Annotated in this window: 15 protein-coding genes; 3 read left to right on the top strand and 12 right to left on the bottom strand. The window is 57.5% G+C overall.

Annotation, left to right across the window (positions count from 1 at the left end):
• Positions 1-25 precede the first annotated feature (25 nt).
• Complete coding sequence (locus tag ACR0AU_RS17760) at positions 26-403, top strand: winged helix-turn-helix transcriptional regulator (RefSeq protein WP_170397987.1); 378 nt, start codon at positions 26-28, stop codon at positions 401-403.
• A 27-nt stretch (positions 404-430) separates the two neighbouring features.
• Here ACR0AU_RS17760 and ACR0AU_RS17765 read toward each other — a convergent pair whose 3' ends face one another.
• The 12 genes from ACR0AU_RS17765 to ACR0AU_RS17820 form a co-directional block, all read right to left on the bottom strand.
• On the bottom strand, positions 431-2,200 hold the full coding sequence (locus tag ACR0AU_RS17765; RefSeq protein WP_170407986.1) for an adenylate/guanylate cyclase domain-containing protein: 1,770 nt from the start codon (positions 2,198-2,200) through the stop codon (positions 431-433).
• A 78-nt stretch (positions 2,201-2,278) separates the two neighbouring features.
• A complete protein-coding gene (locus ACR0AU_RS17770; RefSeq protein WP_170648222.1) occupies positions 2,279-2,914 on the bottom strand; it encodes a GNAT family N-acetyltransferase in 636 nt (211 codons plus the stop codon).
• Between the two features lie 175 nt (positions 2,915-3,089).
• On the bottom strand, positions 3,090-3,389 hold the full coding sequence (locus tag ACR0AU_RS17775) for a lipid-A-disaccharide synthase N-terminal domain-containing protein (RefSeq protein WP_039542759.1): 300 nt from the start codon (positions 3,387-3,389) through the stop codon (positions 3,090-3,092).
• Positions 3,386-4,147: a glycosyltransferase family 2 protein gene (locus ACR0AU_RS17780; protein ID WP_170733792.1), complete on the bottom strand. Its 762-nt coding sequence runs from the start codon at positions 4,145-4,147 to the stop codon at positions 3,386-3,388. The genes ACR0AU_RS17775 and ACR0AU_RS17780 overlap by 4 nt, the downstream gene beginning before the upstream one ends.
• 141 nt (positions 4,148-4,288) lie before the next feature.
• Positions 4,289-5,773 carry a glycosyltransferase family 39 protein gene (locus ACR0AU_RS17785; protein ID WP_170733791.1) on the bottom strand — a complete coding sequence of 495 codons (1,485 nt, stop codon included), beginning with the start codon at positions 5,771-5,773 and terminating at the stop codon, positions 4,289-4,291.
• Positions 5,774-5,911: 138 nt separating this feature from the next.
• On the bottom strand, positions 5,912-6,901 hold the full coding sequence (locus tag ACR0AU_RS17790) for a C45 family autoproteolytic acyltransferase/hydrolase (protein WP_170733790.1): 990 nt from the start codon (positions 6,899-6,901) through the stop codon (positions 5,912-5,914).
• 8 nt (positions 6,902-6,909) lie between these two features.
• Entirely contained in the window at positions 6,910-8,358 is a 1,449-nt protein-coding gene (locus ACR0AU_RS17795; protein ID WP_170407976.1) for a biotin carboxylase, read from the bottom strand.
• A 22-nt stretch (positions 8,359-8,380) separates the two neighbouring features.
• Entirely contained in the window at positions 8,381-11,113 is a 2,733-nt protein-coding gene (locus ACR0AU_RS17800; RefSeq protein ID WP_480796031.1) for an aminotransferase class I/II-fold pyridoxal phosphate-dependent enzyme, read from the bottom strand.
• A gap of 42 nt (positions 11,114-11,155) precedes the next feature.
• Positions 11,156-12,124, bottom strand: coding sequence for a carbon-nitrogen hydrolase family protein (locus ACR0AU_RS17805; protein ID WP_480796032.1), 969 nt, complete (start codon positions 12,122-12,124; stop codon positions 11,156-11,158).
• Positions 12,125-12,254: 130 nt separating this feature from the next.
• Entirely contained in the window at positions 12,255-12,605 is a 351-nt protein-coding gene (locus ACR0AU_RS17810; RefSeq protein ID WP_170733788.1) for a hypothetical protein, read from the bottom strand.
• On the bottom strand, positions 12,602-13,075 hold the full coding sequence (locus ACR0AU_RS17815; RefSeq protein WP_170733787.1) for a VOC family protein: 474 nt from the start codon (positions 13,073-13,075) through the stop codon (positions 12,602-12,604). The genes ACR0AU_RS17810 and ACR0AU_RS17815 overlap by 4 nt, the downstream gene beginning before the upstream one ends.
• A 137-nt stretch (positions 13,076-13,212) precedes the next feature.
• Complete coding sequence (locus tag ACR0AU_RS17820) at positions 13,213-13,779, bottom strand: cupin domain-containing protein (protein WP_170425413.1); 567 nt, start codon at positions 13,777-13,779, stop codon at positions 13,213-13,215.
• Positions 13,780-13,928: 149 nt separating this feature from the next.
• Between ACR0AU_RS17820 and ACR0AU_RS17825 the strand changes: the two genes are divergently transcribed.
• Together ACR0AU_RS17825 and ACR0AU_RS17830 are read left to right on the top strand one after the other, a co-directional pair.
• Positions 13,929-15,206 (top strand): 4-aminobutyrate--2-oxoglutarate transaminase, encoded by a 1,278-nt coding sequence (locus tag ACR0AU_RS17825; protein ID WP_170397954.1) that lies wholly within the window; start codon positions 13,929-13,931, stop codon positions 15,204-15,206.
• Positions 15,207-15,208: 2 nt separating this feature from the next.
• The gene (locus tag ACR0AU_RS17830; protein WP_170609187.1) at positions 15,209-16,684 is read left to right on the top strand and encodes an NAD-dependent succinate-semialdehyde dehydrogenase; all 1,476 of its coding nucleotides are present in this window, start codon (positions 15,209-15,211) and stop codon (positions 16,682-16,684) included.
• The last annotated feature ends 48 nt before the right edge of the window (positions 16,685-16,732 follow it).

A 16,732-nucleotide genomic window follows, 5' to 3' on the forward strand; every position in this document is an offset into this window, starting at 1 on the left:
TTTCGAAACAATACCAGAGACTGAGATGCTACCAATTGGTGTTGCCAACAAGGCAGAAGCTTCCAACTGCTCAATCCGTTCCGTACTGTCCAATGTGACGGGCAAATGGCGGATGATCATCATCCTTGCGCTGGAGGATGAGCCGAAACGCTTTGGCGATCTCAAGCGCTGTATCGGAGACATCACACAAAGTGTGTTGACCGAAAACCTGCGCGGGTTGCAACGTGATGGTTATTTGACCCGCACCGTCGATCCCGGACCGCCAGTGGCAGTGTCCTATGAATTGACGCCTTTGGGCAGAAGCTTGCTTGAAATGCTGAAACCGCTCGTCTTCTGGTCGCACGAACAAATGGATGAAGTCAGGCGACTACGCATGCAGTTCGACCGCGAACAGGCGAGTTGATTTTTATAGGCGAGATCGGGCAGCAGCTCAGAACCCGGCCTTTTTGAGCCCCTCGACAAAATGCTGCGTGTCGTCGGACAGGCGGTCTGGCTGAACCTTGGCCCAGCGCGACAATGAGAAATTGGGATGCGCTGCGCGGTGTTTGTCGGCGATCTGGCGGGCCATTTCCAGCTCGCCCTTATGGGCATAGCTGGCGGCCAGCACGCGCTGCCCCTCGGTCGGGTTGTTCATCTTGTTCACGCATGAGATCACGTCGTCATAGCGTTTGAGATTGTAATAGGCCCCGCCCAGATGCCACAGGTACTGATCGGGGAAATAGGGGTTCAGGCGCATCGCCTGCTGCAGATGTTTGATGGCGGTTTCGTTGTCGCCCCAATGGGCCAGCGCATCGGCGTAGTCCGAATGCATGTCCGCATCGTTGGGGTTAAGCTGTAGGGCGCGTTTGTAGGATTCGATCGCCGAGTCATGCTCTTTACGATAAAGCTGCACATAGCCCAGCTCTCCAAACCCGCGCGCGTCTGTGGGGTCAAGCTCCACCGCACGCTGAGCCAGCGACAGCGCCTTGTCCAGCGCGCTGTTTGGGTCTTCGGTCCATGAATAGCGCCAATCGATGTTGAGCGTGCGTGACAGGGCTGCTGCAGCCCGAGCATAGCCGCCGTCGCGCTCAAGCGCGGATTCGTAGCAATGCTGCGCCTTGCGGTTGTCGTTGCGGGTGTATTTGAAAATATGGTGCTGCCCCTGCAGAACCGAACCATAAGCCCGCAGGTCTGACGGGATTGCCTGCACCATGCGCAGCTTTTCATGCGACTCGATCATGACTGCAGTGGCGGCAACGATGCACTCGGTCACCTCATCCAGGATGTCGAAGATATCATCGAGCTTACGGTCGAACCGTTCACCCCAGATGGTGCGTTCGGTGTTGGCGTCGATTAGCTCGGCCGTGATCCGGATACGACTGGACGAGCGGCGCACACTGCCGCGCGCGATATAGCGCACGTTCAGACGCCGAGCGGCCTCTTGCGGCGACATCGACTGGGTCTTGAAGAAGAACGAGGAATTCCGGGCAATGATGAACAGGTTTCGGAACTTGGACAGGTTCATGATGATGTCGTCGGTCAGCCCTTCGGCGACCCAGCTGTCATCTTCATCCCCGCCTTGGCTAGTAAAGGGCAGCACCGCAACCGACGGGTTATCGGGCCTTTCAAGCACTTCCAGCTGCATCTCAGGACGTAGGGTTGCGGCCATTGTTGCACCCTCGACCTCGGTTCGGACACAGTAGGTCGCGACCGGAGACATGATGTTCTTGAGCTGCTTGGGACCGAGGAATTCATAGCCATAGCGCAGGCGGTTACGGATCTGTTCATAGACGGCTGCGCTGACATAAACCCGTTCTGGCTCGGCAATCTCCTGCAGGCGGGCAGCGATATTGACGTTGTCACCGTGGATGCCGCGTTCGTCCATCAGAACTTCGCCCATGTGAACGCCAGCGCGAAATTTGATGTTGTGCTCGTCATCCCGCGCCTGATTATGTTCCGCAGCGATCCGATGCAGTTCGATGCTGAACTCTACTGCACTGGTCGCCGTGTCGAATAAAGCAAGGATGCCGTCACCGCGCACTTCGATGATTTTGCCCTGATACTTTGAGCAAGCCGATTCAAGCTGCGAAAGCAAAGACTTCAACGCGTTATACGTATCCATCTCGTTCTCGCTCATCAGGCGGGAATAGCCGACAACGTCGGCAAAAAGCACCGCGCCTAGTTTCTGTTTTATTGATGCGTCCGAACCGGTCGTGTTCACTGGCAATACTCAATTGTGTTGTCATGTCGAATCCGACAGGACTGTTTTAGCAAAAAATGACTCAGAATACGTAACATTTTAGGTATCTGCACCGGAATCGGGGGGCCAAGACCACCCAGAGGCATCAAAACTGACCACTGTTTGGGCGCCTAACTCCTGCGCGAGCACCTCTCGACGCGCGAGCCAGTCCTGCTGCAACATCCCCACGACAACCATGTCATGGAACTGCCCATCCGCGAACCAGGCCTGACGCATCGTGCCCTCGATCTCGCAGCCGATTCGCTGGATCAGATCGCGGCTGCTGTGATTGTCGGCCCGGTAATACGAGGTGATACGGTTCAGCCCCAATTGCCGGAATGCGAAATCCAGCATCAGCGCAACCGAACGCACCGCCACGCCATGTCGACGGATGGATTTGTCGACAAATACCGGAACCACCGCATCCCTGTTGACGCTGGAAATTGCTTCAAGCCCGGTCATCCCCACCAGATCACCACTGTCAGATTCGATAGCGAACCAGCATTTGCAGCAGTCCTTTGAGGCGTTTATCGCGTCTTCCCAATATTGCTCGGTCTGTACCAGGTTCTGCGGTATGCGCGACGTACGGTCGAACAGGGCCAGGTCATGGATATCCTGAAACCAGCGCGCAACTGTTCCCAGATCCGCCTTTTCCAAAGGGCGCAATCTGAACAACCGGGGTGAGCTATCGGGCAAGAGAAAATATCCTCCGAGTACAATTCTGAAAATCTATTCGCGGGATACTAGCACGAAAATTTCAGAAACAATAAGAGGTTGTTCACACAACGCAGCCGTAGGCCGCTACCCGCTGAACGGGTGCAACCGACAAACTTGTAATGGGTGGCAGGTCGTAAAGAAGCGTTACGATCAATCAGCGGTTTTCAGCGCGAATGAGGAAGATGTTGCGCAGGTAGATGGACAGGCCCATCGACTGACCCAGAATAAAGACCGGGTCACGGCGATAGATCGCATAGCTCAGCAGGATAAGCCCGCCGCCGATCGAAAGGTACCAGAACGCCATCGGGATGACGGATTTCTTGGCGCGCTCTGACGTGATCCATTGCACGATAAACCGGGCGCTGAACATCAGCTGACCGGCCAGACCGATAAAGACCCAGAGCGCCTCGGTCGGGCTGTCGACGTGCAGGATTTCCAGAATGGTTTCTTTCATGACCGGGACGCCTCGGTTGCGGAAACGGATTTGGCGCGGCGGGTCAGCCAGACGACGCCGAACAGATCCCAGATGCCGACCATGGCCCGCCCGAAATTGGTGTATTTGGATTCGCCCGACAAACGCTGCTGATGCGCCACATCCACCAGCGCGATATTCCAGCCATAGGCCTTAAACAGGGCGGGCAGATAACGGTGCATATGATTGAAAAAGGGCAGATCGAGGAAAGCCTGCCGTCGGAACGCCTTGAAACCGCAGCCGGTGTCGCGGGTGCCGTCTTTCAGCATCCAGCCCCGCAGTGCATTGGCAAAGCGCGAGGCAAGCTTCTTTGACGCAGTGTCTTGTCGGCCAACCCGTTGCCCCGCCACCAGGCCAATCGAGGCATCACCACCCGACACCAGCGGCGCCCAAATCTTTGGCAGCTCTTCCGGCGGGTTCTGTCCGTCGCCATCCAGCGTACAGCAGATATCCGCGCGTGCCTCCTTGACGCCGGAATGCACGGCAGCACTTTGGCCACCGGCCGTTTTGTGCTGCAGGATGCGCAGTTGCGGACAGTCTTTCTGCATCTGTTGCAGCGCCGCAAAAGTGCCATCGGTCGATCCGTCATCAACCGCGACAATCTCGAACGCGGGCAATTCGGCCGCAGCAGTGCAGATGCCCTGGATAAGACCAGGAACAGCCCCCTGTTCGTTATGCATGGGAATCACGATCGACACGGTGGGTCGATTGTCAGCGTTGGCATCATGATCAGCATGCATGGTGGGTAGCTTTACTTGTTTCAGTCTCAGGGCTTTTGCGGGATCAACGGCGAAAATTCAAGTGGCCACCGCATCGCAGGCCAACATCTGCGCAACTTGTTGGGGCATTGTTCAGCGATGGGGCGGATTGCACCGTGTCTCCTATTCAGGGGCGGGCGTGACGCCGGTTGCTGACCAATAGACCAAACCCTCAACCGCAGTTGTCTGCGTCTCAAGCCCGATCAGGTCAGGTGCCAGCTCAGACAACTCACCCTCCGAACAGAGCCCTCGCAGAGGGCCGGTGGTATAGCCGAACCTGTCGAGGTATTTGTGCAGCTCCAGCCGTCTGAGATAGACAAAGCGCCTACCGTTGGAAGCAAAGACCGATGCAGCCCCGGGCGGTACGCGCAACTTGCGGTCATAGGCGCAGAGCAGCAGGGTTTCATCCGGCTGCAGCATTGCACCCAAAGGGGTCAGAATCTCGGCCTCGGGCACGCCCAAGCGCACGCGGCCCTTGCCCAGATCGGTGGCATCGCGGTCATAGAACAGGCCGCCTGCAACAAAGACCAGACCCAGCGCGGCCACCATCCCGGCCCAGCGCAGGCGCTTGACCGAAAACAACAAACCGGTTGCCGCGACCATCAGCATCGGCAGGATCAGCAGGGTGTAGCGTGCATAAACCTTGCCGGCTGCGGCCCACATCATGATAACGAAGAACGCTGCTATCCCTGTTGCAGCAAGGAGTCTGGGCCGCTTTTGCAGAAATGGCAGAGCGCAGATGCCGACAAAACCCAGCAGCCGCAACCACGGCTCGCCCGCGATGATCAGATCATAGAGCTTCCCGAAGCCGCGATCGCTGAGCGATGGGCGAAAACGATCCAGCATCTCGCCTTTGATGTTGCCATCCAGCGAGTCGCCAAAGAGGAACCGAAGCTCTTGCAGGATCGGCCAGGCGAAGGCCAGCGGGATCGCAATCTTGAGCGTCCGGCGAAACGTTCTGTTCTGCCAGATCTCGCTGAACGGTTCCGTCTGCCATCTGTTGGTCAACTTCAGCGTCAGTAGTGCCAGCGCTAGAAAGGCCAGCGGGGTTGGGCTTTTCTGCAAGGCGGCCAACACCAGAGTTGCGCCGAAATAAGGCCAGTATTTCGGCTTTTCCAACGCTGCCAACAGGGCTGCAATTCCAAGGGTCGAAAAGAAAACCGCACCGGTATCAAGCATCGCGGATGTGGCGTGTTGCCAGAACTGAAGCGACGTGGCCACCAGCAGGACCGAAGGCAGCATGGCCCAGGGGCTGTCCGGGATCATCACCCGCGCCAGTACGGCCGTTGCCATCAGCGCGCCCAGCGCAAAGATCATCGACGGCAGGCGCAAGGCCAGAATATCAGATACGCCAAACTCCATCAGCAGCGCAGACATCCAATACTGCATGGGCGGTTTTTTCAGGCTGGGTTCGTTGTTGGAATAAACCGCCAGCCAGTCCCCATTGCGCGCAAAGCCTGTACTGCGGTCATAAGTGTAGAATTCATCGTAGTGATAGATGTTCCCAACACCCAGATCAGTCAGATACCAGGACCAGACCATGACCATCACCAATGCGGTGACGAAGTAAGGAAGCAATCTTAGCCAATTTGGGGAGGTACCGGTCATGCTTTCCGTGGTCCTATCGCGTCATAGAAATATGTGGTGTTGATCCCGCCGGGCCTTGTTTGAAACTGCCGCGCGTCGCGCTCCCATTATTGCGTCGCCCGTCCAAGAGCAAGAAGTTTAGAAGGGCGACCGCGCTTGTCAGACTGTAGGCTCGGCCTCGTCGGGCAACATCAGGCTCAGCTCACCCTCTTTGAAGCCATCGAAGGACAAGTCCCAGCTGGCACCGGGCCAAAGCAGTTGCAACTGCTTCTTCGCAGGCCGATAGACCGCAGTATAGAGCGTGCCGAAACCTGATCTGAAAGCCGTTGAATAAAGCGGCGGACGCAGGAACGCATCGATAAACCGCTTCTCGCTTTCCGGGTGCTGATTGAGACGGTTGAGCAAGAATCTTTCGCGTTCCACGGTGGCCGTAAAGCGCGCATGCGTGGACCATTCGACATGGCCCTGATGGTTGGTCGCGACCGGCTGGTCCGAGATTTGCGGGTGCCGGTCTGGGGCTAGATAAACCGTGCTGTGGTTATACTTGGCATCCAGAACGGTGACGTTATAGCTCATGTGGCAGGGGATGCGGCACAGGCAGTCGACCGCCTCGGCCGTTGTCTCGCAGGTTTGAAGGACATAGCGCAGGATCAGCGGCACGCCAAAGCCGTCGCCGACCTCGCGCCGCCCGCCAAAGGTGAGCGAGACCGTCAGACCGGCATCGTTGATGCCATCAAGCAGACCCAGAACGCCGTCGCTCATCCCGATGATCCCGCGCCCGTCCCAGCGGGTTTTCAGCAGAGCGGCGTCAAAGGTTTTTGGATGGTAGTCGTAATTGCGCACCAGAAACGGTGTCTTGCCACGCCAAATCGCCTGGCTGCAGCCCGAAAGATATTTCGGCGGGCAGTAAAAGCTGAGAAACCGCGCCTGGCTGTCGCTGCCGCCGACCAATTCGACGATCTCTTCATAAAGCGGCAGGATCTCGGGCATGTGCTTTTGCAAGGCGCGGAGGCATTCGCGATAGGTGGGGCGGGCCGAATACCCCTCTTGTGCCCACCATTTGCGGTAGGCGGGCCAGTATTCGGCAAACAGCCCGGCCAGCTTGGGACCGGGCTGCGCTTCGTCAATTGAGCGAAAAACAAGCGCCATGGGGCTTTCTACATGATTTTGAAGGCGGGGTCTTCCATCGGTTGTGCGGCGGGCAGCGGTTCAGCCGTATAAGCCGAAGTGATCCCATGAATCCACTTCTTCGATTTGTCTGTCAGTTTGAAGCCCTTGGTCATCGACCGCCCGCGAGTCACGAGGATACCCAGATCAGCGCCCTCATAGCGGTAATCACCGACATTCGAGATACGCAGGAAGAACGCTTCGTTCTCGCCCACCGCGCGGCGGTGATAGTCGAAGCGGTCGAACACGACGCGGCCATCTTCCAGCATCTTGTAGATGCCCGACTGTGGGGCCTGCGTGATCCGGTCGACACTGTCATCGGTGTGTTTGATTACCATTTGCGACCAGCTGTCGATCATGTCCGGATCCGCCCAGCGGGCATTCAGTTCCTCGACATCCAGCTCGAAGGGCTTCTTTGAAAACTCAAGTAGATGGAACAGAAACAGTGGCGCATCAGCGTGCGCAAAGGCCGCGTGGTTGGTCATCGAGCTGGCGCCAGTGATACGGGGGTTCAATTCGCCCAACCACAGTTCGTCGGTTTTCTTATCGATCAGGAAGTCGAGTTCGAAATAGCCGCGATAGCCGGATTTCCGCAGTTCTTCACCGAACTGGAACGTCAGCTGCCGGGCCTGTTCGCGGGCCTTAGGTGGGAAAGCGGTCGAGAAAATCTCATTCCCGCACCAGCCGCCGCGATAGGGGGTAAGTTCCTTGAAGCCCACAAGCTCAGTCATCAGCGGGCCAACAATCGTGCCTTCTGAGGTCGCACAGGCCTCGATCGCCGCCCCGCGGCAATCGATCCGCTTCATGATCTTGATCTCGCCTTCGCCGATGATCTCGTCTTTGTGCTTGTTGAAATCGGCCTCGGACTTGATGAAAAACGTCGTATGGCCACTGTCGCCGAAGGCGGATTGTAGCACCAGATCATTCCCCAATCCGGCCTTTTCGCAGATCTTTTTCAGGTGATCATAGCTTTTGACAACGCTCAGCGTGTTGGGCACCGAAGGCACACCCGCCTTATTGCCGATACGGACAGTTTCGATCTTGTTGTCACATTTGGTGCGCAGCTTGGCTTTGGGGAACCACAGCTGACCGCCCAGCTCCTTGACCAGCTTCTCGGTCGTCTCGTCGAACATCAGGAAGACAAACTTGGGCTTGCCGCCGCGCCGCTTGACCAGGTCGATGACCTCTTTGTGCTGCAGCAGATAATTGTTGATGTCTTCGATGGACTGAAACTCATCATGCGGCATTTCCGAAGGCACAAACACGTTCGGATGTCGCCCGTCAAAGCAATCCATGTAGCAGATATAGGTGAAGTTCATCACCCATTCATCCAGCCCCAACAGGTTGAAATTGGTTGCCGATACGAAATAGATCGGGTCCTTGTTGGTATGGAAATACCGGCGGATTTCCGAGATGTTTTTCAGCACCTTCTTTGGCATGATTGTTGTCCTCCCTGACCCCTTAGGGGTTCTTTACTGACTTCAAAGCGTCTTCGGTAAAAATGCGCAGGCCCAGATCGGCGCGGAAACCGTGGATTTCCGACACGTCCAGTTCTTGCATGAATTTCAGAATTTCGGGGCTGATCACCTGCCCCGGCACCAGAATGGGAAAGCCCGGCGGATAGGGGATCACGAAGGTGGCCGAGACCATTTCCTCGCCCGCTTCCAGCCGGTCCAGCATGTCCTTGTCGGGTTCGACATAGTCGCAATTGTCTTCGTCATAGGACAGGAAAAACGCCGTACGGATGTCACCGGCTTCGGTACCTGCTTCACAGCGGAACGCATCGTGGAACCGACTAAAATCGGGCAGAGGTGGGACGTGTTCGCTCAGATTCCTGACGCGCTTTTCAAAGGCCCGTTTTTCCATCTTCGAGGCATCGTCCATCAGATCGTCCAACTCCTTGGCGATCTCGACCAGCACCTCGATAAGATAGGCGACCGAGCTGCGCGTGGTGCCGATATTGGTCATGAACAACACGGTATTGCGCGAAGTCTTGTTGATCTGGATGCCGTATTTATCCATCAGGATCTTGGTCTTGAACGTATCCCCATCCCAGCCGGTCGCGCCCACATGCAGGGTGATACGCGTGGCATCCAGAACAAACTCGTCTTTGGCCCAGCAATCCCAAACATCGGCCCAGCCCTGATCGGGATCGAAATAGCTGGTCATGCCGCTTTCGCGATATTGCTCGGGGATCATGTCGCCCGCCGTGACCAGCTTGAAATACTTTCTAAGCAGCGGATGGGTCGTCACGGCCCGGCGGATTGCCATCGCGCTTTCGACCTGCCGCTGGACGAACTCGTACCCTTCGATCTCGACCTGTCTGCGGCCTACATCCAATGAGGCGATGATCTGGTAATTGGGAGAGGTCGAGGTGTGGGTCATATAGGCCTCGTGAAACGCCTCTTCGACCGCACCTTTGAACTGCTGGTCATTGACGTGGATCATCGAACCCTGCCGCAGCGCAGTCAGCGTTTTATGCGTTGATTGTGTGGCATAGACCCTAACGCGTGCATCGGGCGGAGCGATCAGGCGGGTGTTCAGAAGGGTTTCATCATCCGCGCCCTTCAGTTCCTCCTGCTGGTTGGCATAAGCCTCGGCATGTTCTGGGGTGCGGAATTGTTCGCGCAGGATATTGGCTGATCGCATCGCAGTACGTACGCGCGAATTTGGGGCAAAGCGCGCGTAACCGAACCACGCCTCATCCCACAGGAACACAAGGTCCTTTTTGATCGCCAGGCATTCCTGCATCACCCGCTGCACGTTGTAGACGATGCCATCGAATGTGCAGTTGGTCAGCAGCACCATACGAACCTGATCCAGCTTGCCTTCGGCCTTCAGGGTCAAAAGCTTGTGCTTGATCTCTCGGATCGGTACCGCGCCATACATCGAGTAATCATGCAGCGGATAGCTGTCCATATAGACGACGCTCGCCCCCGCCAGCACCATGCCGTAGTGGTGCGATTTGTGGCAATCGCGGTCGATCAGCACGATGTCACCAGGCCTGACCAGTGCTTGCACCACGATCTTGTTGCAGGTCGAGGTGCCGTTGGTCGCAAAATACGTCTGTTTAGAGCCGAATGCGCGCGCGGCAGCCTCCTGCGCCTCTTTTATTGGACCTTTGGGTTCCAGCAGAGAATCCAGCCCGCCCGAGGTGGCCGAAGTTTCCGCCATGAAGATATTTGACCCGTAGAACGCCCCCATGTCCTGAATCCAGTGGCTTCGACTGATCGATTTACCCCGGCTGATCGGCATTGCGTGGAACACGCCCGTGGGCTGTTTTGAGTATTCCTTGAGCGCCGTGAAGAACGGCGTCTTATAGCGCCGCTGCACCCCGCGCAGGATGTTCAGGTGCAGTTCCAGAAAGTCTTCCTGATTGTAGAATACCCGCCGGCACAGGCCCAGATCGAGCCCCGCGATATCCTCGGCAGAGCGATCGGTAATTAAATAGGCGTCCAGCTCGGGGCGCAGCATGCCGATCCGGCGGCAGGTTTCAGGACCGTATTCCGAGGGTGACAGCGCATCTAGATCGGCGCCCTCGCCATAGAGACTGATATAGCGGCCCAAAACATTAGTTTCGTTCTTGGACTTCAGGCTAAGGCCCGGGCGAACAATGACCGCCTGTACATTCTGGTTGAACAGAACCCCGATCAGCGCATCCTCGACGCTGGGGACCACAACGGTTTCATAGATGAACGGATCTTCACTGCGGCGCATCCGCTGCAGACTGGATTGCAGGAACCGTTCCTGATGCTCGTTGACATTGTCGACGATCATCACTTCGAAATAAGGTCGGCCCAGCGCGCGGGCTTCATGGCTTTGGGTGGACTCGTCCTCGAACTCATCAACCTCGGTCTCATCCGCGATCAACGGGATCGAGCGGCGACGATAGGCCCCTGAGGTCAGCGCCCGCGACACCCGGCGCACGGCGGTTGAGAAATCGCCAAAGTTTCCATGGTCCAGCAACCGCCGCAGATAGTCGAAGGCTGATCCGCCCGGAAAAGCGAAATACATCTCGATCGGGGCCAGCGCCTGAAGCAACTGCCGTGCCCGGTCCCGATCTTTTTCGTTACCGCCCTGATCCAGGGACTCGGCCGTTTCCCGCAACGCGCTCCACCGGTCTGCCCTCAGTTGCGAGGCGCTGTAGTAGTCCGAGATGGTGTGGAGCTTTTCGCTATCGGAAATGCCGTGCATGAAATTTTTCCTTTCTGCCGATACCGAAAAGCTGGGCCGGTATCAGTCTGTGCCAGAGCGCCCTTTGTAGAGATACAGATTGTCGGGCTTGGTCGCGGCGTCTTCAGTATATCCCAGCGCCGTTCTGGGGTCGGATGCAGCGACGCCCGCAACGTCGCCTTTCTGCGGAATGCGCAGCGGGCCGAGCGTGTGCAGATAGGCATCCGCCCCGCTGGAACGGTCATAGACCGGGAAATCCGCCTCGCGGTCGCGGAAGCTTTTGAGAACCTGCCCCAGACCTTTCAGTCCGACCTCGCGTTGGCGGCGAACTTGATCCAGATCGATCTCGATAGGGAAGATATCCTCTTGCCCTGCTGACTGGTGCAGCACAGTGGCCGACGGGTCGACGACCAGCGAGCGGCCCACGCCCCCGGCGGCCAGCCCGTTTACGTCGAACACGTAGCATTGGAACTGCGCAGCGGTCGCCTTGGCGATCGACAGCTCGGCCTCGCGGTCGGTGGTGCCGGTCAGAACCGGGTGCAGCAGAACCTCGACCCCTTGGCTGGTCAGGTGGCGGGTGGTTTCGGGAAACCAGATGTCATAGCAGATCGATAGACCAAACCGGCCCACATCCGGCACATCAAAGATGCAGAACTCGGTACCCGATGCGATGTTCTGTTCATAAGGTTTGAACGGGAACATCTTGGAGTATTTTGAGACGATCTCACCTTCGGGATTGATCACCACCGAGGTGTTGAAAATCCGTCCATCTTCGTGCTTTTCGAACATCGAACCGGGGATCAGCCAGATCCCATAACGCCGAGCGGCATCCTGAAAGCGCGACAGGTCGTCATTGGGAAAGGGCTGGGCAAACCGGTCGAGCGGACCATAAGGCGCCAGTTCGCTGAACAGGGCCATCTGGGTCCAAGGGAACCGCGCCATCATAATGTCGATCCGGTGCAGCATCGCGTCGACATTCGACTGCAACGCACCGACATGCATCTGGATTCCGGTTATCGCAAAAGGGGTCATTTTTCGTTTCTTCTCATTTTCTTGCCGATTGCGACCGCCGATTTGATCCGGCGTTCTTCATCGGAACATAAAACCGTGTGGTCACGCAAGCCTGCTGTCCTCAGGCTATGGTTTTCCGAGGCGACTGCCCTCATACTGCGGCTTCCTCGGCGGTATCTTCTGCCTGCGGTTCCACAAAATCGATGTCGTTGCGAACCCAGAAGAACCGGAATCCGCAACTGCGCAGCCATTTCTCAAGCCGATCAAGGCTGGACCACTCCCGCCGCAGCCCGCGCGTGGATTCGACCAGCGCCCATTGGCCATCGACCAGAAAGTATACAGTCCAGGTATTGGGATGCGTCGAGTGGTTGGCAAAGCCGCCGCTGATCACCTCACGCGCCGTGCGAACGGCGACCGGATAGTCGCCGATGCGACCCTCAGCCGCGAGAATGGCCAGATCGTTTTGACGGATCGTGAATGTGGGAAGGGGGGCGTCGTTCATGCAGCCTCGATCTGCGCCGCGTCCAGCAGCGCTTTGCGCCGTTCACTGATATCCGCTGGCTTCAGGTTTTCGACGCGGGTCGCCAACGTCCAGACATGACCAAACGGATCGGCAATCGTGGCGCAGCGTTCGCCCCAATAGGTGTCCGCCGCCTCAGCGATCAGGCTGGCACCGCTTTCCAACGCGACTGCAAGGGCAGTGTCCACATCTTCGACATACATATGATGCCCAATCGGAGTAACTGTGCCCGGAATGGCGGGGCCGTGCGCACCCCATCCGGCGGTGACAAACAGCATCGAGTTGCCGATCTTGATCGAGGCAAAGCCGGGGGTCTCATCCGCGTCATAGGCCTGTATCTTCGCATCAAAGGCGCTTTCGTAGAAAGTTAGCGCGGCATCGACGTCGGCGACGGCAAGCGATGCGGTGCAGGTGCGATAGCCACGTGGCAGAGTGGCAGGTTTCTTTTTCATTCCGGTACTCTCTGAATTGGGCGGCGGACACCCTGGATTATCTGCAGGAATTTCCCGCACTATGCATCATACTGTGGATCAAACCAGGAGATACTGCAACACTATGATGCATAGTGCTGAAATTTCTGCCGTGATGCTTAGAATGTAGGCGGAGTACAGGCGCTGATGACCCGGCAAACTTCGGGGCCGACCTGCCTGAACCGGTGCGGGGTGCGACTGTCGAAATAATAAGCATCGCCTGGTCCCAGTACCTTGCGCTTATCGCCCACGGTCACCTCCACCCGACCCGAGATGACAATACCGCCCTCTTCCGCCTCATGCCCGTACATCACGCGACCGGTGTCAGCCCCTAACTCGTAAGTTTCCTGCAAGATCATCATCGCGCGACCATGCAGGTTTGATCCTACCTGCCGCAGAGACAGCCCACCCTTTCCGATCTCAGTAAGTTCTTCCGAGGCGTAAAACACTGTCTGCTCAGGTTCGATTTCGAAGGAAAAGAAATCGGACATGCCAATCGGTATGCCTTGCAGAATACGCCGTAACGCACCAACCGATGGATTCATCTTGCCCGACTCGATCAGTGAGATGGTTGAGTTCGGCACATCCGACTTCTTGGCCAGCGCCCGCTGAGATAAGCCTGCACGCTCTCGCAAGGTTCGCAGGCGCAGTCCGAGGGTCAAATCCTCTTGGCTGGTGTTCTTCATGTTCAGTATCCGCAACACTTGATCCTGCCGCGACGGTAAATCAATGGCTTATGAATCACAAGAAACAGGCTTTCGCTTGCAGGCCCAGATACTACAGTCGCGCAGTCAAACATACGGGCACAGCGCCCGGAAACGGGAAAGGACGCAAGATGCTGAACGCTCAGATTGCTGAACGCCGGAATACCTCGATCGCGCAGGGCGTGGGGATGCAAACGCAAGTCTATGTGGACCGTGCCGTGAATTCCGAAGTCTGGGATGTCGAAGGCAAACGCTATATCGATTTCGCCGCAGGCATCGCCGTTGTGAACACCGGGCATTGCCACCCCAAGGTGATGGAGGCTGTTCAGAAACAGGCCGCAAACTTCACCCATACCTGCCATCAGGTTCTGCCTTATGAGAATTACATCCGTCTGGCCGAGCGCCTGAACGAGAAGGTGCCCGGCGACTTCACTAAGAAAACCGTCTTTGTCACTACAGGTGCCGAGGCGGTCGAGAATGCCGTCAAGATCGCGCGTGCTGCCACTGGCCGCCCGGCTGTAGTGGCCTTTGGCGGCGCTTTTCACGGCCGTACGTTCATGGGCATGTCACTGACCGGCAAGGTTCAGCCATATAAAGCGGGCTTCGGCGCGATGATGCCCGATACCTATCACGTCCCGTTCCCGATCGATCTGCATGGCACCTCGACCGAAGATTCGCTGGGTGCTTTGACTAAACTGTTCAAGGCCGACCTTGATCCGGGCCGGGTGGCCGCGATCATCATCGAACCGGTTCAGGGCGAAGGTGGCTTCTACCCCGCTCCGGCTGAGTTGATGCGTGGTCTGCGCGCGCTTTGCGACGAACATGGCATCGTTCTGATTGCCGATGAGGTACAGACCGGCTTTGCCCGCACCGGCAACCTGTTCGCGATGGACGCTTATGACGTCTCTGCTGATATCACCACCATGGCCAAAGGTCTGGCCGGTGGTCTGCCGCTGGCCGCCGTCACCGGTCGTGCCGAGCTGATGGACGCCGCGCACCCGGGTGGTTTGGGCGGAACCTATGGCGGCAACCCGCTGGGGATCGCCGCCGCCCATGCTGTGATGGATGTGATCGAGGAAGAAGACCTGTGCACGCGCGCCAATGAGCTGGGCTCGCGCTTGAAACAGCGTCTGGAATCGATCCGTTCCCGCACGCCCGAGATCGTAGATATTCGTGGTCCGGGCCTTATGGTTGCGGCCGAGTTCAACACGACCGACGGCAGCGCCCCGAATCCCGATATGGCAAACGCCATACGGGTCGAGGCATTGAAGCGTGGATTGATCCTGCTGACATGTGGCGTATATGGGAACGTAATTCGTTTCCTCGCGCCGTTGACGGTGCAGGACGAAATCTTCGCCGAGGCCATGGATATCCTCGAAGCCTCGATCGACGCTGCCAAAGGAGCCTGAACATGCTGGATACCAAAGTGACCAAGCTGGAGCTGAAAGATCCCAGCCTTCTGGAACCCCGCGCCTATATCAACGGTGAATGGGTCGAAGGTGAGGCAACGTTCCCTGTCTACAACCCCGCGACTGGTGATCTGATCGCCAATGTGACAGATGTCAGCATCGAAGGCACAACACAGACCATCGATGCAGCTTACGCTGCGAAGAAGGAATGGGCTGCTCAGACTGGCAAGGAACGCGCCGCCATTCTGCGCAAATGGTTCGACCTGATGGTCGAAAACGCAGACGATCTGGCAACCATCCTGACCGCCGAGATGGGTAAACCCTGGCCCGAGGCGCGCGGTGAAATCCTATATGGCGCGTCCTTTATCGAGTGGTTCTCGGAAGAGGCCAAGCGTGTATACGGCGACGTCATCCCCGGCCACCAGCGCGACAAGCGCATCGTGGTGCTGAAGCAGCCCGTGGGCGTAGTGGGATCAATCACGCCTTGGAATTTCCCCAACGCGATGATCGCGCGCAAAGTTGGCCCGGCGCTGGCCGTGGGCTGTACTTTTGTGGCGCGCCCAGCGACGTTGACGCCGCTGTCGGCGACGGCGATGGCGGTTTTGGGTGAACGTGCGGGTATACCAGCGGGCGTGTTCAACGTGATCCCGGGCACAGACAGCTCGGGCGTTGGTAATGAGCTTTGCACCAATGACAAGGTCGCCAAGATCACCTTCACCGGCTCGACCCGTGTAGGACAGATCCTGATGCGTCAGGCGGCGGGCACCATCAAGAAGATGTCGCTGGAACTGGGCGGTAACGCACCATTCATCGTCTTTGACGATGCCGACGTGGATGCCGCCGTGGATGGCGCGATGATCGCGAAGTTCCGCAACAATGGCCAGACCTGCGTCTGTGCCAACCGCATCTATGTGCAGGCGGGCGTCTATGACGAGTTTGCTGCCAAGCTGGCCGAGAAGACAAAATCTTTGAATGTCGGCGACGGCTTTGGCGACGGCATCACCACAGGTCCCCTGATCAATCAGGCGGCGGTCGACAAAGTTGAAGAACATATCTCGGACGCGGTTTCCAAAGGGGCGACTGTAACGCTGGGTGGCAAACGCTCGGATCTGGGTGGAACATTCTTTGAACCCACCGTTCTGACTGGCGTAACCCGCGACATGGTTGTGGCAAAGGACGAAACCTTCGGCCCCGTCGCTCCGCTGTTCAAATTCGAGGAAGAAGACGACGTCGTCAGCATGGCCAATGACAGCGAGTTCGGCCTGGCCTCGTATTTCTACAGCCGCGATCTGGCGCGCGTCTGGCGTGTGGCCGAGGCGCTGGAATCGGGCATGGTGGGCATCAACACTGGCCTGATCTCGACCGAAGTCGCCCCGTTCGGCGGTGTCAAACAATCCGGTCTGGGCCGTGAGGGTTCGAAATACGGGATCGAGGATTTCCTTGAGATGAAGTATCTCTGCATGGGTGAAATTCAGTAAGCGCCTCGTGCCTTGAAAATTCAACGCACTCGCAGTCCGCTGCGGGTG

It is taken from the genome of Ruegeria sp. CG1, assembly GCF_056537265.1.

Coding starts and splice junctions, on each gene's coding strand:
- ACR0AU_RS17760 (WP_170397987.1), top strand. CDS start 26: ATGCTACCAATTGGTGTTGCCAACAAGGCAGAAGCTTCCAACTGCTCA.
- ACR0AU_RS17775 (WP_039542759.1), bottom strand. CDS start 3,389: ATGAAAGAAACCATTCTGGAAATCCTGCACGTCGACAGCCCGACCGAG.
- ACR0AU_RS17780 (WP_170733792.1), bottom strand. CDS start 4,147: ATGCATGCTGATCATGATGCCAACGCTGACAATCGACCCACCGTGTCG.
- ACR0AU_RS17785 (WP_170733791.1), bottom strand. CDS start 5,773: ATGACCGGTACCTCCCCAAATTGGCTAAGATTGCTTCCTTACTTCGTC.
- ACR0AU_RS17790 (WP_170733790.1), bottom strand. CDS start 6,901: ATGGCGCTTGTTTTTCGCTCAATTGACGAAGCGCAGCCCGGTCCCAAG.
- ACR0AU_RS17795 (WP_170407976.1), bottom strand. CDS start 8,358: ATGCCAAAGAAGGTGCTGAAAAACATCTCGGAAATCCGCCGGTATTTC.
- ACR0AU_RS17800 (WP_480796031.1), bottom strand. CDS start 11,113: ATGCACGGCATTTCCGATAGCGAAAAGCTCCACACCATCTCGGACTAC.
- ACR0AU_RS17805 (WP_480796032.1), bottom strand. CDS start 12,124: ATGACCCCTTTTGCGATAACCGGAATCCAGATGCATGTCGGTGCGTTG.
- ACR0AU_RS17810 (WP_170733788.1), bottom strand. CDS start 12,605: ATGAACGACGCCCCCCTTCCCACATTCACGATCCGTCAAAACGATCTG.
- ACR0AU_RS17815 (WP_170733787.1), bottom strand. CDS start 13,075: ATGAAAAAGAAACCTGCCACTCTGCCACGTGGCTATCGCACCTGCACC.
- ACR0AU_RS17820 (WP_170425413.1), bottom strand. CDS start 13,779: ATGAAGAACACCAGCCAAGAGGATTTGACCCTCGGACTGCGCCTGCGA.
- ACR0AU_RS17825 (WP_170397954.1), top strand. CDS start 13,929: ATGCTGAACGCTCAGATTGCTGAACGCCGGAATACCTCGATCGCGCAG.
- ACR0AU_RS17830 (WP_170609187.1), top strand. CDS start 15,209: ATGCTGGATACCAAAGTGACCAAGCTGGAGCTGAAAGATCCCAGCCTT.